At 62.2% G+C, this 26663-nt stretch carries 25 protein-coding genes; 24 read left to right on the top strand and 1 reads right to left on the bottom strand.

Annotation, left to right across the window (positions count from 1 at the left end; genetic code table 11):
* Nucleotides 1–120: 120 nt before the first annotated feature.
* The 4 genes from HU727_RS12040 (at nt 121) to trxC (ending at nt 7278) form a co-directional block, all read left to right on the top strand.
* Nucleotides 121–1863: a potassium/proton antiporter gene (locus tag HU727_RS12040; RefSeq protein WP_186531839.1), complete on the top strand. Its 1743-nt coding sequence runs from the start codon at nt 121–123 to the stop codon at nt 1861–1863.
* 34 nt (nt 1864–1897) lie between these two features.
* Nucleotides 1898–5251: a mechanosensitive channel MscK gene (gene mscK, locus HU727_RS12035; protein ID WP_186531841.1), complete on the top strand. Its 3354-nt coding sequence runs from the start codon at nt 1898–1900 to the stop codon at nt 5249–5251.
* 48 nt (nt 5252–5299) lie between these two features.
* Entirely contained in the window at nt 5300–6763 is a 1464-nt protein-coding gene (gene selO / locus HU727_RS12030; RefSeq protein ID WP_186531843.1) for a protein adenylyltransferase SelO, read from the top strand.
* Between the two features lie 80 nt (nt 6764–6843).
* Nucleotides 6844–7278, top strand: coding sequence for a thioredoxin TrxC (gene trxC / locus HU727_RS12025; protein WP_186531845.1), 435 nt, complete (start codon nt 6844–6846; stop codon nt 7276–7278).
* A gap of 132 nt (nt 7279–7410) precedes the next feature.
* Here the strand turns inward: trxC and HU727_RS12020 are convergent, their stop codons facing one another.
* Complete coding sequence (locus HU727_RS12020) at nt 7411–8181, bottom strand: ParA family protein (RefSeq protein ID WP_186531847.1); 771 nt, start codon at nt 8179–8181, stop codon at nt 7411–7413.
* Nucleotides 8182–8537: 356 nt separating this feature from the next.
* Between HU727_RS12020 and HU727_RS12015 the strand changes: the two genes are divergently transcribed.
* The 20 genes from HU727_RS12015 to HU727_RS11920 are packed head-to-tail and all read left to right on the top strand — an operon-like array spanning nt 8538 to nt 26650.
* Entirely contained in the window at nt 8538–9263 is a 726-nt protein-coding gene (locus HU727_RS12015; protein WP_186531849.1) for a beta-ketoacyl synthase chain length factor, read from the top strand.
* A complete protein-coding gene (locus tag HU727_RS12010) occupies nt 9239–10051 on the top strand; it encodes a lysophospholipid acyltransferase family protein (protein ID WP_186531851.1) in 813 nt (270 codons plus the stop codon). Before HU727_RS12015 ends, HU727_RS12010 begins: the two co-directional genes overlap by 25 nt.
* Nucleotides 10029–10304: a phosphopantetheine-binding protein gene (locus HU727_RS12005; RefSeq protein ID WP_186531853.1), complete on the top strand. Its 276-nt coding sequence runs from the start codon at nt 10029–10031 to the stop codon at nt 10302–10304. Before HU727_RS12010 ends, HU727_RS12005 begins: the two co-directional genes overlap by 23 nt.
* A gap of 9 nt (nt 10305–10313) precedes the next feature.
* Nucleotides 10314–10568 carry an acyl carrier protein gene (locus HU727_RS12000; protein ID WP_186531854.1) on the top strand — a complete coding sequence of 85 codons (255 nt, stop codon included), beginning with the start codon at nt 10314–10316 and terminating at the stop codon, nt 10566–10568.
* Nucleotides 10565–11110, top strand: coding sequence for a COG4648 family protein (locus HU727_RS11995; RefSeq protein WP_186531855.1), 546 nt, complete (start codon nt 10565–10567; stop codon nt 11108–11110). The genes HU727_RS12000 and HU727_RS11995 overlap by 4 nt, the downstream gene beginning before the upstream one ends.
* Nucleotides 11107–12786: an acyl-CoA synthetase family protein gene (locus HU727_RS11990; protein WP_186531856.1), complete on the top strand. Its 1680-nt coding sequence runs from the start codon at nt 11107–11109 to the stop codon at nt 12784–12786. The genes HU727_RS11995 and HU727_RS11990 overlap by 4 nt, the downstream gene beginning before the upstream one ends.
* Nucleotides 12779–13513, top strand: coding sequence for a glycosyltransferase family 2 protein (locus HU727_RS11985; protein WP_186531857.1), 735 nt, complete (start codon nt 12779–12781; stop codon nt 13511–13513). The genes HU727_RS11990 and HU727_RS11985 overlap by 8 nt, the downstream gene beginning before the upstream one ends.
* Nucleotides 13510–14457, top strand: a complete 948-nt coding sequence (locus tag HU727_RS11980; RefSeq protein ID WP_186531858.1) for a lysophospholipid acyltransferase family protein — start codon at nt 13510–13512, stop codon at nt 14455–14457. The genes HU727_RS11985 and HU727_RS11980 overlap by 4 nt, the downstream gene beginning before the upstream one ends.
* The gene (locus HU727_RS11975) at nt 14438–15982 is read left to right on the top strand and encodes an HAL/PAL/TAL family ammonia-lyase (protein WP_186531859.1); all 1545 of its coding nucleotides are present in this window, start codon (nt 14438–14440) and stop codon (nt 15980–15982) included. Before HU727_RS11980 ends, HU727_RS11975 begins: the two co-directional genes overlap by 20 nt.
* Nucleotides 15975–16400: an acyl-CoA thioesterase gene (locus tag HU727_RS11970; protein ID WP_186531861.1), complete on the top strand. Its 426-nt coding sequence runs from the start codon at nt 15975–15977 to the stop codon at nt 16398–16400. Before HU727_RS11975 ends, HU727_RS11970 begins: the two co-directional genes overlap by 8 nt.
* The gene (locus tag HU727_RS11965) at nt 16397–16999 is read left to right on the top strand and encodes an outer membrane lipoprotein carrier protein LolA (RefSeq protein ID WP_186531863.1); all 603 of its coding nucleotides are present in this window, start codon (nt 16397–16399) and stop codon (nt 16997–16999) included. Before HU727_RS11970 ends, HU727_RS11965 begins: the two co-directional genes overlap by 4 nt.
* Nucleotides 16983–19313 (top strand): MMPL family transporter, encoded by a 2331-nt coding sequence (locus HU727_RS11960; RefSeq protein ID WP_186531865.1) that lies wholly within the window; start codon nt 16983–16985, stop codon nt 19311–19313. Before HU727_RS11965 ends, HU727_RS11960 begins: the two co-directional genes overlap by 17 nt.
* Nucleotides 19310–20473, top strand: a complete 1164-nt coding sequence (locus HU727_RS11955) for a cation:proton antiporter (RefSeq protein WP_186531867.1) — start codon at nt 19310–19312, stop codon at nt 20471–20473. The genes HU727_RS11960 and HU727_RS11955 overlap by 4 nt, the downstream gene beginning before the upstream one ends.
* A complete protein-coding gene (locus HU727_RS11950; RefSeq protein WP_186531868.1) occupies nt 20460–21707 on the top strand; it encodes an NAD(P)/FAD-dependent oxidoreductase in 1248 nt (415 codons plus the stop codon). The genes HU727_RS11955 and HU727_RS11950 overlap by 14 nt, the downstream gene beginning before the upstream one ends.
* On the top strand, nt 21704–22429 hold the full coding sequence (locus HU727_RS11945; protein WP_186531869.1) for a class I SAM-dependent methyltransferase: 726 nt from the start codon (nt 21704–21706) through the stop codon (nt 22427–22429). Before HU727_RS11950 ends, HU727_RS11945 begins: the two co-directional genes overlap by 4 nt.
* Nucleotides 22429–23040: a hypothetical protein gene (locus HU727_RS11940; protein WP_186531870.1), complete on the top strand. Its 612-nt coding sequence runs from the start codon at nt 22429–22431 to the stop codon at nt 23038–23040. Before HU727_RS11945 ends, HU727_RS11940 begins: the two co-directional genes overlap by 1 nt.
* Entirely contained in the window at nt 23037–24233 is a 1197-nt protein-coding gene (locus HU727_RS11935) for a beta-ketoacyl-[acyl-carrier-protein] synthase family protein (RefSeq protein ID WP_186531871.1), read from the top strand. The genes HU727_RS11940 and HU727_RS11935 overlap by 4 nt, the downstream gene beginning before the upstream one ends.
* Nucleotides 24230–24694, top strand: a complete 465-nt coding sequence (locus HU727_RS11930; protein ID WP_186531872.1) for a hotdog family protein — start codon at nt 24230–24232, stop codon at nt 24692–24694. The genes HU727_RS11935 and HU727_RS11930 overlap by 4 nt, the downstream gene beginning before the upstream one ends.
* Nucleotides 24687–25415 carry a 3-oxoacyl-ACP reductase FabG gene (fabG, locus tag HU727_RS11925; protein WP_186531873.1) on the top strand — a complete coding sequence of 243 codons (729 nt, stop codon included), beginning with the start codon at nt 24687–24689 and terminating at the stop codon, nt 25413–25415. The genes HU727_RS11930 and fabG overlap by 8 nt, the downstream gene beginning before the upstream one ends.
* The gene (locus HU727_RS11920) at nt 25415–26650 is read left to right on the top strand and encodes a beta-ketoacyl-ACP synthase (RefSeq protein WP_186531874.1); all 1236 of its coding nucleotides are present in this window, start codon (nt 25415–25417) and stop codon (nt 26648–26650) included. The genes fabG and HU727_RS11920 overlap by 1 nt, the downstream gene beginning before the upstream one ends.
* Nucleotides 26651–26663 lie beyond the last annotated feature (13 nt).

The raw sequence follows: 26663 nt of genomic DNA, 5'->3' as shown, positions 1-26663 counted from the left end.
CACTAACGCGTTAACTGCAAAACCTTTTTGACAGCATCACATTTCAACAGGTTAGAATCGCTGGCACGCAGACTGCATGGTCAGTTTGTGCCTCGTCTTTCCGCTTCTGGAGTACTGCCTTTGAATGCGACGACCATCAACAGCCTGTTCTTGATCGGCGCGTTGCTGGTAGGCGCAAGCATTCTCGTCAGCTCTCTTTCTTCACGTCTCGGCATTCCGATCCTGGTCATTATCCTCGCGGTCGGCATGGCCGCCGGGGTCGATGGTGGCGGGATCATTTTCGATAACTACCCGACGGCCTATCTGGTCGGCAACCTCGCCCTGGCGGTGATTCTGCTCGATGGCGGTTTGCGCACGCGGGTGTCGAGTTTCCGCGTGGCGCTATGGCCGGCGTTGTCGCTGGCCACCGTTGGCGTGTTAATCACCACCGGGCTGACCGGCATGGCCGCCGCGTGGCTGTTTGACCTCAATCTGATTCAGGGCCTGCTGATTGGCGCCATCGTTGGCTCGACCGACGCCGCAGCGGTGTTCTCGCTTCTGGGCGGTAAAGGTCTGAACGAACGGGTCAGCGCCAGCCTGGAAATCGAATCCGGCAGCAACGACCCCATGGCGGTGTTTCTCACTGTCACCTTGATCGACATGCTTGCCAGCGGCCAGACGGGCCTGCAGTGGAGCCTGCTGACGCACCTGATTCGCGAATTCGGCATTGGCGGCGTGATCGGCCTTGGCGGCGGCTGGGTAATGCTGCAACTGGTCAACCGCATTAATCTGGCGGCCGGGCTGTATCCGATCCTGATCGTCGCCGGCGGTCTGGTGGTCTTCGCCCTGACCAACGCCTTGCATGGCAGCGGCTTCCTCGCCGTGTACCTGTGCGGTCTTGTCATCGGCAACCGCCCGGTGCGCAGCCGGCACGGCATTCTGCACATGCTCGACGGCATGGCCTGGCTGGCGCAGATCGGCATGTTTCTGGTGCTGGGCCTGCTGGTCACGCCGCACGACTTGTTGCCGATCGCCCTGCCCGCGCTCGGTCTGGCGCTGTGGATGATTCTCTTCGCGCGGCCGCTGTCGGTGATGGTCGGCCTGCTGCCGTTCAAGGCCTTCCACGGTCGCGAAAAAGCCTTTATTTCCTGGGTCGGCCTGCGCGGCGCGGTGCCGATCATTCTCGCGGTATTCCCGCTGATGGCCGGGCTGCCCAATGCGCAGCTGTATTTCAATCTCGCGTTCTTCATTGTGCTGGTGTCGCTGCTGGTGCAGGGCACGAGCCTGCCGTGGGTAGCCAAACTGCTAAAGGTGACCGTACCGCCGGAGCCGGCGCCGATTTCCCGCGCGGCGCTGGAAGTGCACGTCACCAGCGAGTGGGAGCTGTTCGTTTACAAGCTCGGCGCGGAAAAATGGTGTATCGGCTCACCCTTGCGCGAGCTGAAAATGCCCGAAGGCACCCGCATCGCGGCCCTGTTTCGTGGCCAGCAACTGCTCCATCCGTCGGGTAGTACGGTGCTGGAAGTCGATGATTTACTGTGTGTTATTGGCCACGAACACAACTTGCCGGCACTCGGAAAACTGTTCAGCCAGGCGCCGCAACGTGGCCTCGATCTGCGTTTCTTCGGCGACTTCGTGCTGGAGGGAGACGCCCAGCTTAAAGCGGTTGCTGCGCTGTATGGCTTGCCGGCCGACGGCATCGATCCGGACATGACCCTGGGCGCCTTCATTGCCCAGAAAGTCGGCGGTGCTCCCATCGTCGGTGACCAGGTGGAGTGGAACAACACCCACTGGACGGTCGCGGTCATGGACGGGAACAAGATCGGCAAAGTGGGCGTCAGATTCCCCGAAGGAAGTCGCCCGGGCCCCGGACTCTTCCTCTAAACTGCCTCCACTCTCACTTGCTTGACCGGTCTCTATGCCTACCCTGCGCTCCTTTTTCGCCGCGGCCCTGCTGGGCCTCAGTCTTGTTGTCGGCCCGCTTCACGCCGCCGAACCACCGTCCAGCGACGCCGTGCAGGCCAGCCTGGACAAGCTTGCCGACAGCAAACTGCCGGACGCCGACAAGAAGACCCTGCAAACCGTCCTGCAGAACACGCTCAACCAGCTCAACAATCAGCGTGATTACGAGCAGAAGCTGATCGATCTCAAGCGTCAGCTGGCCAGCGCGCCCAAGCTGACGATTGAAAATACCCGCGAACTGAGCCGTCTCAAGGCCAGCGCGCCAGTACCCGTGGCGCAGCGCTTCCCCAAAGAGTCGATCCAGCAACTGGAGCAGATCCTCACGGATCGCTCGACCCAGCAAAGCGATCTGCAAAAAGCCCTGGCCGACGCCAACAGCCTGATCATCACGGCGCAAACCCGCCCTGAGCGCGCCCAGGCCGAGATCTCGGCCAGCCAGACACGCATTCAGCAGATCAACGCCATTCTGAAATCCGGCAAGGACACCGGCAAAACGGTCACCGCTGAACAGCGCGACCAGTTGAATGCCGAGTTGGCCGCACTCAATGCGTTGATTCCGCTGCGCCGTCAGGAACTGGCCGGCAACACCCAGCTGCAGGATCTGGGCAATGCGCAGCACGATTTGCTCTCGGAGAAATCCGACCGCCTCGACCGCGAGATTCAGGAACTGCAAACCCTGATCAACCAGAAGCGCCTGGCGCAATCGCAGGAAACCGTCACCCAGCAATCGATCGAAGCGCAGAAGGCTGGCGGCAGCAGTCTGCTGGCGAGTGAGAGCGCTACCAACCTCAAGCTTTCCGACTACCTGCTCAAGAGCACCGATCGTCTCAACGAAGTCACCCAGCAGAACCTGCAGACCAAACAGCAACTCGACACGTTGACCCAGAGTGACTCGGCACTGGACGAGCAGATCAGCGTGCTCAAGGGCAGCCTGTTGCTGTCAAAGATTCTCTATAAACAGAAACAGGCGCTGCCGCACCTCAAAGTCGACCGCGACCTCGCCGACCAGATCGCCGATATTCGCCTTTATCAGTTCGATGTCAGCCAGCAACGCGAGCTGCTGAGCAACCCGTCGACTTATGTCGACAACTTGCTGGCCACTCAGCCGCCGGAACAAGTCACCCCGCAACTGCGCAAAAGCCTGCTGGATCTGGCCAACACCCGCGCCGACCTGCTGGAACGGCTGAACCGCGAACTGAGCGCGATGCTCAACGAATCGATCACCCTGCAGCTCAACCAGAAACAACTGCTCAGCACCGCGCAAAGCCTGCGCGCGACCCTCGACGAACAGATGTTCTGGATTCCCAGCAACAAACCGCTGGACGTGGAGTGGATGCGCGGTGTGCCCGAGCGCCTGGAGCGGCAGGTCAACACGTTGCCCTGGGCGTCGAGCCTGAGCGAGCTGACCGATGGCCTGACCCAGCGCCCACTGCTATTCCTGCCGTTGGCGCTGCTGATCGGCGCCTTGCTGTGGCGACGCAAGAGTCTGTACGGCCGCCTGAACAAGGTTCACCAGGACATCGGCCACTTTAAGCGTGACAGCCAGTGGCACACGCCTCAGGCGATTCTGATCAATATCCTGCTGGCGATGCCGGTGGCATTGGGTCTGGCGCTGTGCGGTCTGGCCTTGCAGATCGACGCACGCGGGCAGAACGCCAACATGGGCGCCGCCCTGCTGCAAATGGGCCAGGCCTGGCTGGTGTTCTACACCGCATACCGGATTCTGGCGCCGGGCGGCGTGGCGGAACTGCACTTCCGCTGGGAGAAACCGCAAGTCGAATTCCTCCAGGGCTGGGTGCGCCGGCTCGGGTTGGTGGTGATGGCGCTGGTGGCCGTGGTAGCGGTTGCCGAGTTGCAGCCGGCAGCACTGGCCGATGATGTGCTGGGCATGCCCGTGGTGCTGACCTGCTACGCGTTGATGGCGTGGTTGCTCAGCCGCCTGCTGATCAGCAGCCCGACGCACCAGAATGCCTCGCTGTTCCGCAAAGCCGTCGGTGTGATGTTCACTCTGCTGCCGATCGCCCTGTTTGTCGCGGTGTGCTTCGGCTATTACTACACCGCGCTGAAACTCAGCGACCGCTTGATCAATACCTTATACCTGCTGATGTTCTGGCTGGTGATCGAAGCCACTTTCGTGCGTGGCCTGAGCGTTGCCGCACGTCGCCTGGCCTACCAGCGCGCCCTGGCCAAACGTCAGGCGGCGAAGGAAGCCGGCGACGGCGAAACCGTGATCGAAGAGCCGACACTGGACATCGAGAAGGTCAACGAACAATCCCTTCGCCTGATCCGCCTGGCCCTGCTCGGCGGCTTCATCGCGGCGCTGTACTGGGTCTGGTCGGACCTGATTTCGGTGTTCTCGTACCTCGACAACATCACTCTGTACGAATACACCAGCGGCACTGGCTCGAACATGAGCATGGTGCCGATCAGCATCGGCGACATGCTCGGCGCGCTGATCATCATCGGCATCACTTTTGCGTTGGCGCGCAACCTGCCGGGCCTGCTCGAAGTGTTCGTGCTGTCCAAACTCAATCTGGCTCAGGGCAGTGCTTACGCGACCACAACGCTGCTTTCGTATGTGATTGCAGGCGTCGGCTTCGTCACCACCCTGTCGACCCTCGGCGTGAGCTGGGACAAGTTGCAGTGGCTGGTGGCGGCGCTGTCGGTCGGCCTCGGCTTCGGTATGCAGGAGATATTTGCGAACTTCATCTCCGGCATCATGATTCTGTTCGAACGTCCGGTGCGGATCGGCGACACGATCACCATCGGCAATCTGTCGGGCACGGTGAGCAAGATCCGCATCCGCGCCACGACCATCACCGACTTCGACCGCAAGGACATCATTGTTCCGAACAAGACGTTCATCACCGGGCAACTGATCAACTGGTCGCTGACCGACACCGTCACCCGGGTGACGCTGAAACTGGGTGTCGATTACGGTTCCGATCTGGACCTGGTTAAAGAACTGTTGCTCAAGGCCGCCCGGGAAAACCCGCGTGTGCTCAAGGAACCCGAGCCGCTTGTGTACTTCCTCAACTTCGGCGAAAGCACCCTTGACCATGAATTGCGCATGCACGTGCGCGATCTCGGTGACCGCAACCCGGTGCTTGACGAAGTCAACCGCTTCATCAACCGCGAGTTCAAGAAACAGCACATAAACATCTCGTTCCGCCAGATGGAGGTTTATCTGAAGAACCTGCACGGCCAGGAATACAAGATGGTGCCGGTGGAACCCGAGAATAAAACCATCGTGCCGATCGTCGATGCGCAGAAACCCTCGCAGGAACCGCCGCCGACCAAACTCGACTAACCGTCATGGTCCCAGCAGAATGCTCGGACATTCTGCTGGAGCCGGCCCGTGAAAGCCCTCGACGAACTGACTTTCGATAACCGCTTCGCCCGTCTGGGCGATGCGTTCTCCGCCCACGTCTTGCCCGAGCCAATCGACAATCCGCGCCTGGTCGTCGCCAGCCCGGCAGCCCTGGCCTTGCTGGATCTCGATCCGGCCACCGCAGAAACCGAAGAATTCGCGCAACTGTTCGGCGGCCACAAACTCTGGGCTGACGCCGAGCCACGGGCGATGGTCTATTCCGGGCACCAGTTCGGCGGCTACACCCCGCAACTGGGCGATGGCCGCGGGTTGCTGCTGGGCGAGGTCTACAACGAAGCCGGCGAACACTGGGACTTGCATCTCAAAGGCGCCGGGCAGACGCCGTTTTCGCGCATGGGCGACGGGCGCGCGGTGCTGCGTTCGTCGATTCGCGAATTCCTCGCCTCCGAAGCGCTGCATGCGTTGAACATCCCTTCTTCGCGCGCGGCGTGCGTGATCGACTCCGACACCCCGGTGTGGCGCGAGAAGCAGGAACGTGCCGCGATGGTCCTGCGCCTGGCACCGAGCCACGTGCGCTTCGGTCACTTCGAATACTTCTATTACACCAAGCGCCCCGAGCAGCAGAAGCAGCTCGGCGAACACGTACTGGCCATGCACTTTCCCGAATGCCTGGAGCAGCCGGAACCGTATCTGGCGATGTTCCGCGAAGTCGTCGAGCGCAATGCCGAACTGATCGCCAAATGGCAGGCCTATGGTTTCTGCCACGGCGTGATGAACACCGACAACATGTCGATCCTCGGCATCACCTTCGACTTCGGCCCGTTCGCCTTCCTCGATGATTTCGACGCCCACTTCATCTGCAACCATTCCGATGATCAGGGCCGTTACTCGTTCAGCAACCAGGTGCCGGTCGGCCAGTGGAACCTCAGCGCCCTTGCGCAGGCGCTGACACCGTTCATCAGCGTCGAAGCCCTGCGTCAAACGCTGGAGCTGTATCTGCCGCTGTTTCAGGCGCATTACCTGGACCTGATGCGACGTCGTTTCGGTTTCACCACCGCTGAGGATGACGACCAGCAACTGCTGGAGAGTCTGCTGCAACTGATGCAGAACAGCGGTGTTGATTACACCCTGTTCTTCCGCCGACTCGGTGAGCAGTCACCGGAACAGGCTGTCGTCCGGTTGCGCGACGACTTCGTTGATATCAAGGGTTTCGATGCGTGGGGCGAACGTTACGTTGCCCGGGTTGCCCGCGAGGGCGATGCCGGTCAGGAACAGCGCCGTGCGCGGATGCACGCGGTCAATCCGCTGTACATCCTGCGCAATTACCTCGCGCAAAAAGCCATCGATGCAGCAGAACAAGGAGATTACTCGGAGGTTCGCCGGCTGCACACGGTGTTGAGCAAACCGTTCGAGGAGCAGCCGGGGATGGCGAGTTATGCCGAGCGGCCGCCGGAGTGGGGCAAGCATTTGGAAATCAGTTGTTCTTCCTGAGCCCCACTGTGCGAACTTGATAAACAGTTCTTGCGGCTCCAGATAGGTCGCACGAACCGCTGAATTTCAATGAGCTGAACATGAATACCCCTCTCCTCATCCCCTGCCCCACCTGTAACGGCCTCAACCGTATCCCAGCCGAACGCCTCGCCGACCAGCCCAGGTGCGGGCGCTGCAAATCTTCGGTGCTGTTGAGCAAACCGTTCGAACTCAAGCAAGGCGATTACGCCAGCCAGATCAAGGGCGACCTGCCGCTGCTGGTGGATGTCTGGGCAGACTGGTGCGGGCCGTGCAAGTCGTTTGCGCCGGTGTTCGAACAGGCGGCCGCGCAGTTGGCGGGCAAGTGTCGTCTGGCCAAACTCGACAGCGAGGCGAACCCGCAGTTATCGGCGCAGTTGGGGATTCGTTCGATTCCAAGCCTGATTCTGTTTAAAAACGGCAAGGAAGTCGCGCGCCAGAGTGGCGCGTTTCCGTTGCCGCAGTTGATGGCGTGGCTACGTAGCCAAGGCATCTGACCCAACACAGACCACCCTGTGGGAGCGAGCCTGCTCGCGAAGGCGGTCGATCATTCAGCGCCGATGTTGAATGTGCCGGCCTCTTCGCGAGCAGGCTCGCTCCCACAGGAGATTTGCGTGTGAGTCGGGGAATCAGTGGTCTTCCAGCAGATTGTGCAGTTCGACAAACTGCTGAGTCAGCTTGTGCCGTGGATCGAGGTGGATCAGCGGCATGCTGGCCTGATGGGATTCGCGCATGCGAACGGAACTGCTCAGATACACCGGCAGCACCGGCAAGCCCTCGGCAATCAGCTCATCCAGTATCTGCTGCGGCAGGCTGGCCCGCGCCTGAAACTGATTGACCACGATGCCTTCGACTTCAAGGCCTTCGTTATGGTCGTCCTTCAATTCTTCAATCTCGGCGATCAGCCCGTACAGGGCCTGGCGAGAAAAGCTGTCGCAATCGAAGGGGATCAGCACACGATCAGCCGCAATCAGCGCCGATACCGCATAGAAATTCAGCGCTGGCGGAGTATCCAGATAAATCCGGTCGTAATCCTCGGCCAGTTCATCGAGCAATTTTCGCAGCTTGTTGATCTTGTGCTTGGCCTCAAGTTTGGGCTGTAGATCGGCCAGTTCGGCGGTGGCGGTAATGATGTGCAGGTTGTCGAACGGGGTTTCGTAGATATCTGCCTGGTTCTTTTTGGAAAACGGACCGGACGACAGGGTCTGCTTGAAGAAATCGGCAATGCCCATCGGAATGTCGTCGCCGGTCAGCCCGGTCAGGTATTGAGTGGAGTTGGCCTGGGCGTCGAGATCGACCAACAACGTGCGATACCCCTCGCTGGCGCTGACCGCTGCCAGGTTGCAGGCGATGCTGGATTTGCCTACGCCACCTTTCTGATTGAACACCACGCGCCGCATGACCAAACCTCCGTGTACCAAAGAATGACCGAGTGTAGTGGCGGGTGACCTCGCTTCGCTACCTCCTCGGACGGGGACTACGCCGTCAGGTGTAAATATCGGCAGGCCGACATGGAAAAAACGGCCGATAAATACGGAGACACCTGACAGACAGGCCGCGAAGATTCTGGATAATGGCCAAGTGACAGTTACCCGGCGAACCGCTCGGTACATTTTGTTGGCCAAAATGTAACCAGCATTTGCTACGCACCCGTCGCACCGGGATAATGCGCGCCACCCGGCGCCATGCGCCAAGCCAAGCGAGCTGCGGCGCTGGCGACTCAACGCGTCAACGAAAGCCCGCAGGGGCGGGATGAATGTCCGTGATCAACTTCAACATCGCACAATGGCGCGCCTGGGCTCCCGGGCTCGACAGCGTGGACGCCTGGCAAGCGTGGAGCCGGCAGCCCGTCGTGCTCCCGGTCAGCGATGCCGCGCCCGATGTGTCGTTTTTGCCGGCCATGCAGCGCCGTCGCCTCAGCCGGCTGGCGCGTATGGCCTTCAGCGTTGGCTGGCCACTGGCCGACGGACGGGACAACCTGCCTTTGGTGTTCATCTCGCGACACGGCGAAACCCCGCGCACGTTCGATATCCTCAGTGACCTGGCGACAGAGCAACCTTTGTCGCCAACCCAGTTCAGCCTCTCGGTGCACAACGCGATCATCGGCCTGTGGTCGATCATGCGCGGCGAAACCAGCGAGATGACCGCCCTCGCCGCCGCAGGCGACGGCCTCGAACACGGCATGCTGGAAGCTGCGGCGCTGCTCGAGGAAGGCGCCCCGGCGGTGTTGCTGGTGATCACCGAAGAGCAACCGCCCGAGGCGTACTCGCGCTGGATTGACGATGTACCGTTCCCCTACGCCGTGGGTTTATTGCTGACCCCGGGTACGGACTGGCGGCTGACCCTGAACAGCGGCACGAAAACCCAGTCAAAGGCGCACTGGCCGCACCCGCTCAACCTGCTGCTCACCCTGCTCGGCCAGCAACCTGATTGCCAACATGCCTGGAAAAATCGTGTATGGACCTGGCAACGCAACCCGTGACCGGCAAACACCGCGACGCCTACTACTGGCGCCTGCTGGCCACCGCCGCAAGCTTTGCCTTGTTCGGGCTCGGCGGGCTGTGCCTGCGTCTGCTCGTGTTTCCGTTGCTCGGCTGCCTGCCCGGTGACGCGCTCGTACGTCGCCTGCGCGCACGCCGCACAGTCAGTCGGCTGTTCTGGTTTTTCGTACGGTTCATGGCCCGCACCGGCGTGCTCACCTACGACATTCAGGGCGCCGAACGCCTTGGCCGTCCGGGCCAGATGATCATTGCCAACCACCCCTCGCTGATCGATGTGGTGTTTCTGATCGGCCTGGTGCGCCACGCCAATTGCGTTGTGAAGAAAACGCTGTGGGAAAACCCCTTTACCCGTGGCCCGCTGCGCCGCACCGAGTACATCAGCAACGACGGCAGCATGGACATGCTTGATGCCGCTGCACAGTCGCTGCAGGACGGCCAGACCCTGATCATTTTCCCCGAAGGCACGCGCACCCAGCCGGGGCAGCCGCCGGCCTTTCATCGGGGGGCGGCGGCGATTGCCCTGCGCGGTGCGAAAATCGTGACGCCGGTGATCATCAAGGTCAGCCCGACCACCCTGACCAAAGCCGAACCGTGGTATCGCATCCCCAATCGCCGCGTGCACTTCAGTTTTCGCGTCGGGGCCGATATAGACCCACAGACCTTCGCCGCGCAAGGCCCCGCACCGCAGGCCTCGCGCAAGCTCAACGATTATTTGCATGACTATTTCATTAAGGAGCTCGCCGCAGATGAGCGAACTGAACACCGCTAGCCTGGTGCGTGACATCAAACTGTTGATCATCGACGCCCTCGGCCTTGAAGACATCGGCCCTGACGACATCGGCGACGAACAAACACTGTTTGGTGAGGGCCTTGGTCTGGATTCCGTGGATGCGCTGGAATTGGGTCTGGCGATCCAGAAAAAATACGGCATCAAGATTGACGCCGATGCCAAAGACACCCGCAACCATTTCACCAGCGTGGCGAGCCTCGCGGCATTCGTCACGGCAAAACAGCCAGCTTGAGACCGGACCATGCAAACTCGTGACGATATTTTCATTACCCTGCGCGATGCCCTGGTCGAGCTGTTCGAACTGGATCCGGGCCGGGTCAGCATGGACGCCAACCTGTATCAGGATCTGGAAATCGACAGCATCGACGCCGTTGACCTGATCGACCACATCAAACGCCAGACCGGCAAGAAAATCGCCGCCGAGGAATTCAAATCGGTGCGCACCGTCGGTGACGTGGTCGAGGCGGTGTTCCGTCTGGTTCAACCGGCCGCATGAGCCGGCTGATCGGCCTGGGCCTGTTGCTGGCCGGTCTGCTGTACCCCTTTGCGGTGTATTTCGGCATGGAGCATTTTGCCCCGTGGCAATTTGCGCTGCTGCTGGGCAGCCTGTGGCTGGCACGTGCCCTGACCGGCGAACGCAAACCCGGCAGCCTGTGGATGGCTTGCGTAGCCATCGTGTTCTGCCTGCTGCTGGCAGCGTTCGACAGCCCGCAATTGCTGCGCTGGTACCCCGTGCTGATCAGCGCTTTCATGCTGGCAATGTTCGGTCTGAGCCTGAAATACGGGCCACCGATGGTCGAGCGTCTGGCGCGGTTGCGTGAGCCGGAGCTGCCGGATATTGCCATTCTCTACACGCGCAAGGTCACGGTGGCCTGGAGCGTGTTTTTCTTTTGCAACGGTTTGTGCGCCGCCCTCCTCACCCTGTGGGCGCCGCTGGATTGGTGGATGTTGTACACCGGCCTGATCTCCTACGGATTGATCGGCCTGATGTTTGCCATTGAATGGCTGATACGACAACGGGTAAGAGGCCGTACATGAATTGGATAAAACTTGAGCGACTGTTGCTCAAGGCGTTGCCGGCACGGGCGATCTGCCAGGCGCCGGCACTGGATCACGCACAGTTGCACGAGTGCGCATTGAGCGTCGCGGCCGGTCTGCAAGCCAGAGGCATCAATCGGCTGGCCGTGCAACTTGAAGATGCCGCCGACCTCGCCATCGCCCTGCTCGGCGCCTGGCGTGCCGGCGTCAGCGTTTTGCTGCCCTCGGATCTGCAACCGCAGACCCGCCAGCGTTGGGCGGGTGAAGTCGATCTGTGGCTGACGGATCAACCCGACGACGCGCAATTGAACGACTTCCAGCAACCGCCATTGTCCGGCGCCGAGCTGGATCTGGATCAATGCCGTCTGAGCCTGTGCACCTCCGGCTCCAGCGGCGAACCCAAGCGCATCGACAAGACCCTGCGCCAACTGGCCAATGAAGTCGAAGCATTGGAGCAGCTATGGGGCACTGGCCTGGGCGAAGCCTGCATCATCGGCAGCGTCGCCACCCAGCATATTTACGGCCTGCTCTTCCGCGTGCTGTGGCCGTTGTGCGCCGGACGCCCGATCGTGCGCAGGCAACTCGCCTTTGCTGAAGACTTGCAGCGTGCCAGCCGCGAACATCCGGCGTTTGCCTGGGTCGCCAGCCCGGCCTTGCTCAAGCGCATGGGCGACAACCTCGACTGGCCGGCCATGAGTGCTGTGCGTCGGGTGTTTTCTTCCGGCGGGGCATTACCGGCCGAGGCGGCACAGCGTCTCAAGCAGCGCTTGCAGCAGTGGCCGACGGAAATCCTCGGCAGCTCGGAAACCGGTGGCATCGCCTGGCGTCAGGGCGAACCCTTGTGGCAGCCGTTTGCCGGTGTCGAGCTGAGTCAGGACAGCGACGGCGCGCTGCTCGTCGCCTCCCCCTATCTGCCCGTCGGCCGTATCGAACACACCGCCGATGCCGCGCGCATCGCTGCCGACGGTCGATTTGAACTGCTGGGGCGACTGGACCGGATCGTCAAACTCGAAGAAAAACGTGTTTCCCTGCCGATGCTCGAGCAAGCCCTTGTCACCCACGACTGGGTCGCCGAAGCGCGGCTGGGCGTGGTTCAGGAAAACCGTGCATCCCTCGGCGCCTTGCTGGTGCTGAGCGAGTCAGGCCTGTTTGCCCTGCGCGAACACGGCCGTCGCAGCCTGACCGAAACCTTGCGCCAGCACCTGAGAGAGCATTGCGAGGCGCTGGCCCTGCCCCGGCGCTGGCGCCTGGTGCGGCAACTGCCGCTGAACAGCCAGGGCAAACTGCCTCAGGCCGACATCGAAGCGCTGCTCATCGGTGACCGCCCGAAAGCGCCCGAGGTGCTGGCGCAAGCGCAAACCGATGGCGAGTGGCACCTGCAACTCAACGTACCGCCGGACCTGGCCTACTTCAGCGGCCACTTCCCCAAGGCCCCCGTGCTGCCCGGCGTTGTGCAGGTGGAATGGGCGTTGAATCTTGGCAGGCAGTTGCTGAACCTGACGGGCGCGTTCGCCGGTATGGAAGTGCTGAAGTTCCAGCAACTGGTGCGGCCCGGTGATGAGATCCAGCTGCACCTGCGTTTCGATGCGGAGCGCGGCAAACTGTATTTCGCTTACCGAAATGCCACGGCGACCTGCTCCAGTGGACGCATTCTTCTGGGGGCTCCCCATGCATAACCCCTGCGCCGTAATCCCGGTGTACAACCACGAAACCGCGATTGCCACCGTGGTCGATGCTCTGCTTGCGCAAGGCCTGCCGTGCATTCTGGTGGACGATGCCAGCGAGCCCTCCTGCGCGCGGGTGCTCGACACCCTGGCCGAGCGCGACCGGGTTTTTCTGGTGCGCCTCACAGCCAATCAGGGCAAGGGCGGTGCGGTGATGACAGGTTTGCGCGAAGCCTCGCGGCTGGGCTTCAGCCATGCCTTGCAGGTCGACGCCGACGGCCAGCACGACTTGCACGACGTGGCGCGCTTCGTTGAAGAATCCCGCGCCCATCCCGAAGCGATGATCTGCGGTTATCCGCTGTTCGATGAGAGCGTGCCGAAAGGGCGTTTGTATGCGCGCTATCTGACTCACGTAATGGTGTGGATCAACACCCTGTCGTTGCAGATCCGCGATTCGATGTGCGGTTTCCGCGTCTACCCTTTGGCGCCGACCCTGGTGGTGATCGACTCGGCGAAAGTCGGCAAGCGCATGGATTTCGACTCGGACATTCTTGTACGCCTGTCGTGGCGCAATCAACCGATGCGCTGGCTGCAGACCAGCGTGCATTACCCGCTGGACGGTGTGTCGCACTTTCGCCTGTTTCATGACAACGCGCTGATTTCCAGCATGCACACGCGGCTGTTCTTCGGCATGTTGCTGCGTATGCCGGTAATCCTCTGGCGACGGTGGAAACCATGAGCGAAAACGCCGACAAGAAGCACTGGGCCGACCGCGAAGAGCGCGGCAGTTTCCTGCTGATGAAATTCACCGCGTTCGCCGCCAAAGTCCTTGGCCGGCGCCTGCTCAGCCCGTTGCTGTACGGCATCGTTCTGTATTTTTTCCTCTTCGGCCGCATCGCCCGGCGCAGCGCCTGGCAATATCAGCAGCGCCTGGCCGACTGGAGTCAGCGCGACGACTTGCGCCCGACCCACTGGCGAGTGTTCAGCCAGTTCATGACCTTCGCCGATTCGCTGCTCGACAAGCTCGACGTGTGGAACGGTAAATTAAGCATCGAACACATTGAAATCATCGACCCTGCCCTGCTGCGCAACCAGTTGCGCGGCAGTCGCGGGCAACTGCTGGTCGGTGCGCACCTGGGCAATCTCGAGGTGTGCCGGGCGCTGGCCGAGATTGGCGAAAAGGTCACCATGAACGTGCTGGTGCACACCAAGCACGCCGAGCAGTTCAACCGTTTGCTCGGCGAAGCGGGGGCGACCAATCTGCGCCTGATTCAGGTCAGCGAACTCGACCCGGTGATCATGCTGCAACTGCACGAACGCCTGGAGCGCGGTGAGTGGCTGGCCATTGCCGGCGACCGCGTGCCGCTGCACGGCGGCCGTAGCGTGACCGTGGATTTTCTCGGCCACCCGGCGCCGTTCCCGCAAGGTCCGTGGCTGCTGGCCGGCCTGCTCAAGTGCCCGGTCAATCTGCTGATGTGCCTCAAGCAACCCGACGGCCACTATCGCCTGACCCTCGAACCTTTCGCCGACGCGGTGGTGTGGACACGCCGCGAGCGCGAGCAGGTCATTCATCAGTGGGCCAGCCGCTATGCGCAACGCCTGAGTCACTATTGCCTCGAAGCCCCGCAGCAATGGTTCAACTTTTACCCTTTCTGGAAGACCGATGACGACGCCCACCCATGAGCCGGTAACCTTCGGCGAACGCCCTTTGCGCATCGAAGACGTGCTGGCCCTGGCCAACCGTCAGGCGCCCGTGCAATTGCAGGATGACGCCGACTATCGCGAGCGCATCGCCAAGGGCGCGCGTTTTCTCGATTCGCTTCTGGACAAGGAAGGCGTGATCTACGGCGTCACCACCGGGTACGGCGATTCCTGCGTGGTCGCGGTGCCGCTGCATCACGTCGAAGCGTTGCCGCGCCATCTCTATACGTTTCATGGTTGCGGGCTGGGCAAACTGCTCGACGCGCAGGCCACACGCGCAGTGCTCGCGGCGCGTTTGCAGTCGCTGTGCCACGGCGTGTCCGGGGTGCGCGTGGAGCTGCTGGAGCGTCTGCACGCGTTTCTCGAATACGACATCCTGCCGCTGATTCCCGAGGAAGGCTCGGTCGGCGCCAGCGGCGATCTGACGCCGCTGTCCTACGTCGCCGCGACCCTGTCCGGTGAGCGCGAAGTAATGTTCCGTGGCGAACGCCGCCAAGCCGCCGATGTGCACCGCGAGCTGGGCTGGACACCGCTGGTGCTGCGTCCGAAAGAAGCGCTGGCACTGATGAACGGCACGGCGGTGATGACCGGTCTCGCCTGCCTCGCCTTCGCCCGCGCCGATTACCTGCTGCAACTGGCCACGCGCATCACTGCGCTCAACGTCGTGGCGCTGCAGGGCAATCCAGAGCATTTCGACGAGCGCCTGTTCGCCGCAAAACCGCATCCCGGGCAAATGCAGGTGGCCGCGTGGCTGCGCAAGGATCTGGCGATCGATGCACCGACCGCGCCGTTGCATCGCCTGCAGGATCGTTACTCGCTGCGTTGCGCGCCGCATGTACTCGGCGTGCTGGCCGACAGCCTGACCTGGCTGCGCGGGTTCATCGAGACCGAACTGAACAGCGCCAACGACAACCCGATCATCGACGCCGAAGCCGAGCGTGTGCTGCACGGCGGGCACTTCTACGGCGGGCATATTGCGTTCGCCATGGACAGCCTGAAAAACCTCGTGGCCAACGTCGCCGACCTGCTCGATCGGCAACTCGCGCTGCTGGTCGACGAGCGCTACAACCATGGCTTGCCGAGCAACCTGTCCGGCGCCCCGGCGGATCGGGCGATGATCAATCACGGCTTCAAGGCAGTGCAGATCGGCACCAGCGCGTGGACCGCCGAAGCGCTGAAAAACACCATGCCGGCGAGCGTATTTTCTCGCTCCACCGAATGCCATAACCAGGACAAGGTGAGCATGGGCACCATCGCCGCCCGTGATGCGATCCGCGTGCTGGAGCTGACCGAACAGGTCGCCGCCGCCACGTTGCTTGCCGCCAATCAGGGCGTGTGGCTGCGCGCTCAAGCCGCAGACGCACGCCCGCTGCCGCCAGCACTGGCCGCGATGCATGAAGAACTGGCTAAAGACTTCCCGCCCGTCATCGAAGACCGTGCGCTGGAAGGCGAGCTGCGCCTGTGCCTGCAACGCATCGCCGCGCAACACTGGAGGCTGCATGCGTAGTGCCGGAGTGCTTCACGCCGATACCGAGATCCTCGTGCCGTTTTTCGACGTCGATACGATGCATGTGGTCTGGCACGGCCATTACGTCAAATACCTGGAAGTGGCCCGGTGCGCGCTGCTGGACAAGATCGGCCACAACTACACGCACATGGTCGAGTCGGGTTACGCCTGGCCGATCATCGACCTGCAACTGCGTTACGTGCGCGGCGCGGTGTTCGGCCAACGGCTGAATGTGCGCGCCAGTCTGGTCGAATGGGAAAACCGTCTGAAGATCAACTACCTGATCACCGACCTGCAAAGCGGCGAACGCCTGACCCGCGCCAGCTCGGTGCAGGTCGCCGTCGAGGTCAGCAGCCGTGAAATGCAGCTGGCTTCACCGAAAGTTTTCACCGATGCCGTGGAAAGGATGCTGCGATGAACCCTTTTTTCAAAAGCCTTGGCGCTTTGGCGCTGCTGGCCGTGTCGTCATGGGCCAACGCCTTTGACCTGCAACAACTTAGTGAGCAACTGGCGAAACCGGATGTGATCCATGGCCGGTTCACTCAGGAAAAACACCTGCGCGCCTTGCCGAAACCGCTGATCAGCAAAGGCAGTTTTGTCTTGGCGAAAGATCATGGTCTGCTGTGGTTGTTGAAAACCCCGCTGCAGCAGGACTACCGCATCACCGCCAAAGGCATCGCCCGTCGCGACAACAACGGCTGGCAATTGCTGCCAGGCAAGAGCGCCGGGGCCGAGCAGAACCGCTTGTTCCTCGCCGTGCTGCAAGGCGACAGCAGCGGCTTGCAACGGGATTTCGAGCTGGCTCTGAGCGGCACGGCACAGCAGTGGATACTGACGTTGACCCCGCGCTCGATGCTGCTCAAGCAAGTGTTCAACCGCATCAACATCGACGGCGGCGAATTGGTGCAAACCATCGAACTGATGGAAACCCAAGGCGACAGCACGCTGCTGCGCCTGCAGGACAGCACGGCCGAGCAACCGTTGAGCGATGCGGAGCAACATGACTTTGCTGAGTGAACGCAGGCTGCCCTGGCTGTTTCTGACCCTGCTGCTGGCCGTGGTGGCGCTGGCCGGCTGGCAGTGGCGCGACGGTGCGCCTCTATCGGCGAACCTGATGGAGTTGGTGCCCGGGACGAGTCCAGACGCCCTCGAACTGCGCGCCGAACAGCGCATCCAGGAGCCGCTCAACCGGGAAATGCTGGTGCTGGTCGGCCACGCCGATCGCCAGCATGCGCTGGCCATGGCGCAGCAACTGGGCGAGCAATGGCAGGCCAGCGGTCTGTTCGAAAAAGTGCAGTGGAACCTGCAAGCGGACTTGCCGGCGCTGCGCACGCAATTGCTGCAAGGGCGATTGGCGATGCTCTCGGAAGATGATCGCCAACTGCTCAGCGAGCACCCCGATGCGTTCATTCAGCAACGGGTGCAGGCCCTGTTCGACCCGTTCAACGGTTTCACGCTGGTGCCCAGCCAGGACGATTGGCTGGGCCTGACCGGACGCATCCAGAACAGCCAGCCGAAACACGGCGCGGTGCAACTGGACATCGGCAGCGGCGCTCTGGTCGCCGATGCCGACGGCAACAGCTGGGTGATGCTGCGTGCACGTACCACCGGCAACGCCTTCGACATGAACCTGCCGCTGCAAGTGGCGGATCTGCTCCAGCGCAGCCGCGAGCAGGCGGCAAAGTCCGACGTGCAATTGCTTGCCGCCAGCGGCCTGCTGTTCGCAGCCAACGGGCAACAACAAGCCACCCGCGAAATGACTTGGGTAGGCGGCGGCGCGACGGTCGGCATTCTGCTGTTGCTGCTGTTGGCGTTTCGTCGCTGGCGCGTGTTGCTGGCGTTCGTCCCGGTGCTGGTCGGCATGTTGTTTGGTGCCGTGGCGTGCGTGGCGCTATTCGGCCACATGCATGTGATGACGCTGGTGCTCGGCTCTAGCCTGATCGGCGTCGCCGTGGATTATCCGCTGCACTATCTGTCCAAGAGCTGGAGCCTCAAGCCATGGCGCAGTTGGCCGGCCCTGCGCCTGACCTTGCCGGGGCTGACACTGAGTCTGATCACCAGCGTCATCGGTTATCTGGCGCTGGCGTGGACACCGTTCCCGGCGTTGACGCAAATCGCCGTGTTCTCCGCCGCAGGCTTGCTCGGTGCCTACCTGTCTGCCGTCTGTCTGCTCCCGGCGCTGCTGAAAAATGTCGAACTGCGCCCGGCGCGATGGCCGCTGCGACTGGCGGAACGCCTGATCCGTCTGCGCGAAAAACTGATAGAACGCGTCAGCACTTCGGTGCTATTGGCCTTGCTGATCGCTTGCTGCATCGGCGGTCTGATGCAGCTGCAAAGCAAAAACGACATCCGCCAATGGGTCGGTGCGCCGCAGCATCTGACCGATGAAGCGCAGACCATCGCACGCATTACCGGTTATCAGCCGACCAGTCAGTTCTTCCTCATCCGCGCCGCCAACCAGCAGCAGTTGCTCGAGCGGCAGGCAGCGTTGAGTGAGCGTTTGCAGCAACTGGTCAACCTCGACAAGCTGCAGGGCTATCTGGCCCTCGACCAATTGGTCAGCGCGCCGAGCCAGCAACAGCAAGTGCGCGAAGCATTGAACAGGCTGCCGTCGTTCTGGCAGCCGCTGCTCGATCTCGGCGTGCCAGCGGCGGCGTTGCAAAACGAATTGCAGCAGTTGCAGACGTTGCCTGCCGAAGACATCGACGCGGCGCTGGCCGGGCCGCTCGGCGAGCCTTATCGAACGCTCTGGCTCGGACCGACCGCAGACGGCGTTGCCGCGATGACCAGCCTGCAGGGCTTGAACAATCCGTCGCTGCTGCGCGTACAGGCGCTGGACTTGCCGGGGGTGGTGCTGGTCGATCGCCTGGGCGATCTGAACAAGGTTTTCGCCGCCACGCAGATCAGCGCCGCCGAACTGAAACTCGCTTCCTGCGTGTTGATCGTGCTGGTGCTGATCCTGCCGTTCGGCCTGACCGGCGCGTTGCGCATCGTCGCCCTGCCGCTGCTGGCGGCGCTGTGCAGTCTGGCCAGCCTCGGCTGGCTCGGTCAGCCGCTGACGCTGTTCAGCCTGTTCGGCCTGCTGCTGGTGACGGCGATCAGCGTCGATTATGCGATCCTCATGCGCGAACAGGTCGGCGGCGCGGCGGTGAGTCTGCTCGGTACCTTGCTCGCAGCGGTGACGACCTGGTTGTCGTTCGGACTGCTGGCGGTTTCAAGCACGCCGGCGGTGAGTAATTTCGGCCTGTCGGTAAGCCTTGGCCTGGCGTTCAGCTTCATGCTCGCGCCGTGGGCCGGGCGGCATGAAGCCGCTGCGGAGACGCGCTCATGATGGTCGTCGCTTTCTGGTTGCTCGCCCTGATACTTTTTGCGCTGGCAACCCGTGTCGGCCGCCACTTCGGCCTGATTCCGATTGTCAGTCAGTTGCTGCTGGCGAGCTTCGGCTTGCCACTGCTGATGTACTTCTGGATCGAGCCGGGCTGGCAGCTCAGCGGCGCGGAGTTGATCGCTCCGCACTGGCTGAAAAACCTCTACAGCCTCAGCTTCGCCGTGCTGCTGGGGCATATTCTCAGCGACGTCATCGACCTGCGCCTGGATCGCCAGAGCGTGAAAATCGCTGTGCCCAGTTTTGCCGTGCCGTTCGCTTGCGGGCTGGCGGTTGCGTATTGGCTGTTGCCGTCGCAACCGTGGCTCAACGCGCTGGCGATCGGCCTGGTCTTTGCGATTACCGCGATCCCGGTGTTGTACCTGTACCTGCGCCACATCGACTATCCGCCCGCCGCCACCCGGCGTCTGGTCCAGACCGCCATTCTCATCGACCTGACCTGCTGGACGCTGTTCGGCCTCGCCCAGGGCAGCCTGCACCTGAGCAGTTTGTTGCTGCCGGTGGCCATGGCTGGCGTTCCGCTGTTGTTGCATCTGTTGCGGGTGCGCCGTCCGCTGACTTACAGCCTCGGATTCTTCGCATTGCTGGTAATGGCCGAGCATTACAAACTCAACGCGCTGATTTTCGGCATCGGCTATTTGCTGTGCATGGCCGTGCTGAAAGTACCGCTGGTGCTGCCATTGCCGGCACGCTGGATGAGCCGTCTGCAGACCTGGATCGCGATTCCGCTGATTCTCACTTTCGGCATCGTGCAGATCGACGTACACAGCGCGCTCGCCAGCCTCGACGCCAGGCAATGGGCGGCGCTGCTGTTGTTGCCGATTGCCAGTAAACTGCTCGGCAACTGGCTGGGCCTGGGCTGGGCCGGCGCCTCGTTCACAGGCGCCAGCCGCTGGCGTGAAAGCGTGCTGCTGAACATTCGCGGCCTGAGCGAAATCGTCTTTCTCAACTTGCTGCTGCAACAACAGCTCATCACCCCGGCGCTGTATTTCGCGCTGATGCTGATGGGCCTGATCGCGACGCTGCTGCCGGCCCTTATCGGTCTGCATCGCGCGCCCCTGAATCTGAATAACCCTTTGCCCCGGAGCTCACGTGCCAATCGTTGAAATGGAATCCCGTCAGGTCGTGATCATCGGTGCCGGCCCGTCCGGCGCTATCGCCGCCGCCCTGCTCAAGCGCAAGGGCCACGATGTGCTGGTGCTCGAACGCCAGCATTTCCCACGCTTTTCCATCGGCGAAAGCCTGCTCAGCCATTGCCTGGATTTCGTCGAGGAAGCCGGCATGCTCGACGCCGTCATCGCCGCCGGCTTCCAGCGCAAGACCGGTGCAGCGTTTGCCTGGGGCGAGCGCTACAGCGCCTTCGATTTCAGCGATACGTTCACGGCTGGCAAGCCGACCACCTTTCAGGTTCAGCGCGCCGATTTCGACAAACTGCTGGCCGATCAAGCGGCATTGCAGGGCGTAGAAATCCGCTATGGCGATGCGATCGTCAGCGTCGACTTCGAAGGCGCAAAACCGCAGCTAGACGTGCGCCGCGAAGATGGCAGTGAATACCGCGTCGAAGCGGATTTCGTGCTGGATGCCAGCGGTTACGGCCGAGTGCTGTCACGCTTGCTCGACCTCGAAGCGCCGTCGAATTTTCCGGTGCGCCAGGCCGTGTTCACCCACGTTGAAGATCACATCGACAACCCGGCGTTCGACCGCGAAAAAATCCTCGTCACCACCCATCCCGAACACCGCGACGTGTGGTTCTGGACCATCCCGTTCAGCAACGGTCGTTGCTCGGTGGGCGTGGTGGCGGCTGAAGAACACTTCAAGAACCGCGACAGCGATCTCGACGCCTGTCTGCGCAGCTTCATCGCCGAGACGCCGAGCCTCGCCGGCGTCCTCGATAAAGCAGTCTGGGACACGCCGGCACGCACGCTCGGTGGCTACGCGGCCAACGTCAAATCCTTGCACGGCCCGGGGTTCGCACTGCTGGGGAACGCGGCGGAATTCCTCGACCCGGTGTTTTCCTCCGGTGTGACCATTGCCATGCGTTCGGCGAGCATGGCTGCAGGCGTGCTGCATCGCCAGTTGCAGGGTGAAGCGGTCGACTGGCAAAGCGAGTTTGCCGAACCGCTGAAACGCGGCGTGGACACTTTCCGCTGCTACGTCGAGGGTTGGTACGCCGGCACGTTCCAGGACGTGATTTTTTACGAAGACAGCCAGGCGGACATTCGGCGGATGATCTGCTCGATTCTGGCCGGTTACGCCTGGGACGAAAGCAACCCGTTCGTCAGCGAAGCGCGCCGGCGCTTGAAGATGATTTCCGAACTCTGTGCACAGGACGCCTCATGAGCTACTTGAGCGACAGTTACGTCGAGGAAACGCGCTTCGGCTTCTGGTTCCTGCGCAGCCACACCTGGCAGCACCATGTGTTGCGCGTGGCGATCAATGATTTGCATGGACTGTTCAGCGATCCCCTGCCCGCCAATCCTGTATTGCTTGATGCCGGGTGCGGCCAGGGCAAATCCTTCGGCCACTTGCGCCAGACCTTCGCTCCACAGCGGCTGATCGGCGTCGATGCCGACCCGCACAGCCTCGCGCTGAGCGCCGAAGAGGCCGCGCGCCTTGGGCTGGAAGTCGAGCTGATCGGCAGCGATTGCGCGATGCTCAACGTGGCGGATGCCAGCGTCGATCTGCTGTTCTGCCACCAGACCTTCCACCACTTGGTGGAGCAGGAAAAGGCTTTGGCGGAGTTCTATCGCGTACTCAAGCCGGGCGGTTATCTGCTGTTCGCCGAGTCCACCGAGGCTTACATTGATACGTGGGTGATTCGCTGGCTGTTCCGTCATCCGATGCACGTTCAGAAGAGCGCCGCCGAGTATTTGCAGATGATTCGCGGGCAGGGTTTCGAGTTTGCCGAGCGCAACGTCTCTTACCCGTATCTGTGGTGGAGCCGGTCGAAGGATTTCGGTCTGCTGGAGCGGTTGGGGTTGAGCAAACCCAAGCCATTCGGTGAGCGCGAAGAGACGCTGGTGAATGTCGTCGCGCGCAAGCCATTGCAGGAATCTGTCTGATGTACGGCTACCGATCTGAACACCTGAAACCCTGTGGGAGCGAGCCTGCTCGCGAAAGCGGTGTATCAGTCAGCAAAGGTGGCGAATGTCAGATTGCATTCGCGAGCAGGCTCGCTCCCACAGGGTTTGCTGCATGGCTGGTGATCGTTTTGTCAGCCCTGCTGCTCAATGCCTGCGCCAGCCAGCCACCGCTGCCAGCGGCCGACCCAACACTGCCCCTGCCGCTGCAACTGCACATCGAACGCCAGCAAGCCGGGCAGCGTCAGGATTCATTGCTGGTGATCCAGCGCGAAGGCGCCGGTACGCGCTGGTCGATGATGGACCCGCTAGGCATTCCCCAGGCCCGTCAGCAATTGATCGACGGGCATTGGCAGGCCGATGGTCTGTTGCCGCCCAATCCCGAAGCCCGGGAATTGTTCGCCGCGCTGCTTTTTGCCCTGACGCCGTCCGCCGAACTGCAGCGCAACTACCCCGCCGCGCAGCAACAAGGCGCGCAGCGTTCCTTGCCGACACGCTGGGACATCCGCTACGCGCAACCGCTGAGCTTCGAAGTGGACCTGTCGCAAGGCTTGAATTATCGCGTTTCCCCGTTAGGTGAATCGACACCATGACCGCTTACCTGAATGCTCTCGGCGTGATCTGCGCCCTGGGCCGCGACAAGTCTGAAGTCGCGCGCAACCTTTTCGCCGGCGACAGCTCGGGGATGCGCCGCGAATCCGGCTGGGTGGCCGAGCGTGAATTACCGGTGGCCGCCGTGCGCGGTGAGCTGGCGTCGATTCCTGCGGATCTTGCCGATCAGAGCAGCCGCAACAATCAACTGTTGCTGGAAGCCGCGCTGCAGATCCGTGACGACATCGACCGCGCGATCCAGACCTTTGGCCGTGACCGCATCGGCGTGGTGCTTGGCACCAGCACTTCGGGCATAGATGAGGCCAGTCGTGGCCTGGCCCACTACATCCGCGAGCAGCAATTTCCCAGCGAGTACGACTACCGTCAGCAGGAGCTCGGCGCACCCGCGAATTTCCTCGCCGACTGGCTGCAACTGAGCGGTCCGGCCTACGTGATATCCACGGCCTGCACCTCCAGCGCACGCGCCTTGATGAGCGCCCAGCGGCTGCTTGATCTGGGCCTGTGCGACGCGGTGCTGTGCGGCGGCGTCGACAGTTTGTGCAAGCTGACCCTCAACGGGTTCTCCTCGCTGGAAGCGGTCTCTGATGAACGTTGCAATCCGTTTTCAGCCAATCGCAACGGCATCAACATAGGCGAAGCTGCGGTGCTGTTTGTGATGAGCAAGCAGCGTGGCGAAGGACCGGGCATTGCCCTGCTGGGTGCTGGCGCCAGCTCTGATGCGCACCATATTTCCGCGCCGGAACCGAGCGGTCGCGGCGCCCTGCAAGCGATGCACAAAGCCTTGGTTCGCGCGCACCTGCAGCCGGCCCAAATCAACTACCTGAACCTGCACGGCACCGCCACCCAGCATAACGACGCCATGGAAAGTCTGGCCGTCGCGGCGCTGTTTACAGAAGGCGTCGCCTGCTCCTCGACCAAGCCGCTGACCGGCCACACGCTTGGCGCGGCCGGCGCGCTGGAAGCGGCGTTTTGCTGGCTGAGCCTGAGCGCCGAAAACCCTCAACAAGCTTTGCCGCCGCACCTATGGGACGGCCAGGCCGATCCTGCGCTGCCGGCGCTGAAGTGGGTGACCGCGAGCGAACGTCTGTCGTCCATTGCACCGCGCTACCTGATGAGCAACTCGTTTGCCTTCGGTGGCAATAACGTCAGCCTGATTATCGGAGACGCCCCATGAACGACTGGCCGCTCGCCGAACTGCTGCCCCACGCTGGCGACATGATTCTGATCGACACGATCGACCGCTTCGACGATGAGCAGATTTTCACCCGCATCACGGTCAAACCCGACGGCCTGTTCAGCCTGCCCGACGGCAGCCTGCCCGCGTGGGTCGGCGTCGAGCTGATGGCACAGAGCGTCGCCGCGTTCGCCGGGTGCCACGCACGGCAAAAGGGCAATCCGGTGGAACTGGGCTTTCTGCTCGGCACGCGCAAGTTCGAATGCAATGTCGAGGCGTTCCCGGCAGGCAGCGAATTGACCATCCATGGTCTGCGCTCACTGGAAGACGATAACGGCATGGGCGTGTTCGAATGCCACATCAACGGCGACGGTATCCACGCCAGCGCTCGACTGAACGTGTTCCGCCCGCCGCAAGCCAACCAATATCTGCAACAGACAAAGGAGTCGAACGATGACTGAATCCGTACTGGTCACCGGCTCCAGCCGTGGTATCGGCCGCGCCATTGCCTTGCGTCTGGCTCAAGCCGGGCACGACATTGTTCTGCATTGCCGCAGCGGCATGACCGAAGCCCAGGCGGTGCAGGCTGAAATCCAGGCACTGGGGCGTAAGGCGCGCATCCTGCAATTCGACGTCGCCGACCGTGAGACCTGCAAAAGCATTCTCGAAGCCGATGTCGACACCCATGGCGCCTATTACGGCGTGGTGCTCAACGCCGGGCTGACCCGCGACGGCGCGTTTCCGGCGCTGAGCGATGACGATTGGGACGTCGTCCTGCGCACCAACCTCGACGGTTTCTATAACGTCCTGCACCCGGTGATGATGCCAATGATCCGTCGCCGCGCCGCCGGGCGCATCGTCTGCATCACCTCGGTTTCAGGGCTGATCGGCAACCGTGGCCAGGTCAATTACAGCGCGTCCAAGGCCGGCGTGATCGGTGCGGCAAAAGCGTTGGCGATCGAGCTGGGCAAGCGCAAAATCACCGTTAACTGCGTCGCGCCGGGCCTGATCGACACGGCCATGCTCGACGAAAACGTGCCGGTGCAAGAGCTGATGAAAATGATCCCCGCGCAACGCATGGGCACGCCTGAAGAGGTAGCCAGTGCGGTGAATTTCCTGATGTCGGCGGAAGCCTCGTACATCACCCGTCAGGTTCTGGCGGTCAACGGAGGCCTGTGCTGATGAAGCGCGTCGTCGTCACCGGCATGGCCGGCATCACCTCGCTGGGCAGCGACTGGCAGACCATTGCCGGCAACTTCGCGGCCAACCGCAGCGGCATTCGCCGGATGGACGAGTGGGACCGCTTCAGCGAACTCAACACACGGCTGGCCGGGCCCATCGATGACTTCGTGGTACCGGCGCACTGGACCCGCAAGCAACTGCGCAGCATGGGCCGGGTTTCGCGGCTGGCGGTCGGTGCGGCAGAACAAGCCCTGGCCGATGCCGGCCTGCTCGGCGACGAATCGATCAAGGACGGGCGCATGGGCGTCGCTTGCGGTTCCTCCACCGGCAGCACCGACGAGATCAAGGCGTTCGGCAACATGCTGCTCAACTCGGTGGCCGAGGGGCTGAACGCCAACTCCTACGTGCGGATGATGCCGCACACCACGGCCGCGAACATCAGCATCTTCTTCGGCCTTACCGGGCGCCTGATCCCGACGTCCAGCGCCTGCACCAGCGGCAGCCAGGGCATCGGCTACGCCTACGAGGCGATCAAGTTCGGCCGCTTGCCATTGATGCTCGCCGGTGGCGCCGAAGAGCTGTGCCCGACCGAAGCCATGGTCTTCGACGCGCTGTATGCCACGAGCCTGAAAAACGACGCACCGCAAACCAGCCCGCGCCCGTACGACAAGGGCCGCGATGGTCTGGTAATTGGCGAAGGTGGCGGCATGCTGGTCCTCGAAGAACTGGAACACGCCCTCGCCCGTGGCGCGCACATTCACGCCGAAATCGTCGGTTTCGGCAGCAACGCCGATGGCCAGCACACCACCCGTCCCGAACAAACGACCATGCGCCGCGCCATGGAGCTGGCACTGGAAGACGCCGGGATCAGCCCGGACGCCATCGGCTATGTGAACGGTCACGGCACGGCGACCGAACAGGGCGACATCGCCGAAACGCTCGCCACCAGCAGCCTGTTCGGTGAGCACATGCCGATCAGCTCGCAAAAGAGCTTCCTCGGCCATACGCTCGGCGCCTGTGGCGCGCTGGAGTCATGGTTCAGCATCGAAATGCTCAATCGCGATCAGTACGTGCACACGTTCAACCTCGACGAAGTCGACCCGCACTGCGGCAAGCTCGACTACCTGCGCGGCGAGTTCCGCCAGATGCACCACGACTACGTGATGAACAACAATTTCGCTTTCGGTGGCGTCAACACTTCGTTGATCTTCCGCCGCTGGCCGCAACCGAATTAATCCAGGTCAAGGA

Origin of the sequence: Pseudomonas khorasanensis, assembly GCF_014268505.2 — a bacterium.
In the GTDB taxonomy this organism is placed as follows: domain Bacteria; phylum Pseudomonadota; class Gammaproteobacteria; order Pseudomonadales; family Pseudomonadaceae; genus Aquipseudomonas; species Aquipseudomonas khorasanensis.
Note: the sequence above shows the minus strand (reverse complement) of the source record. Positions and strands in the feature narration are given on the sequence as shown.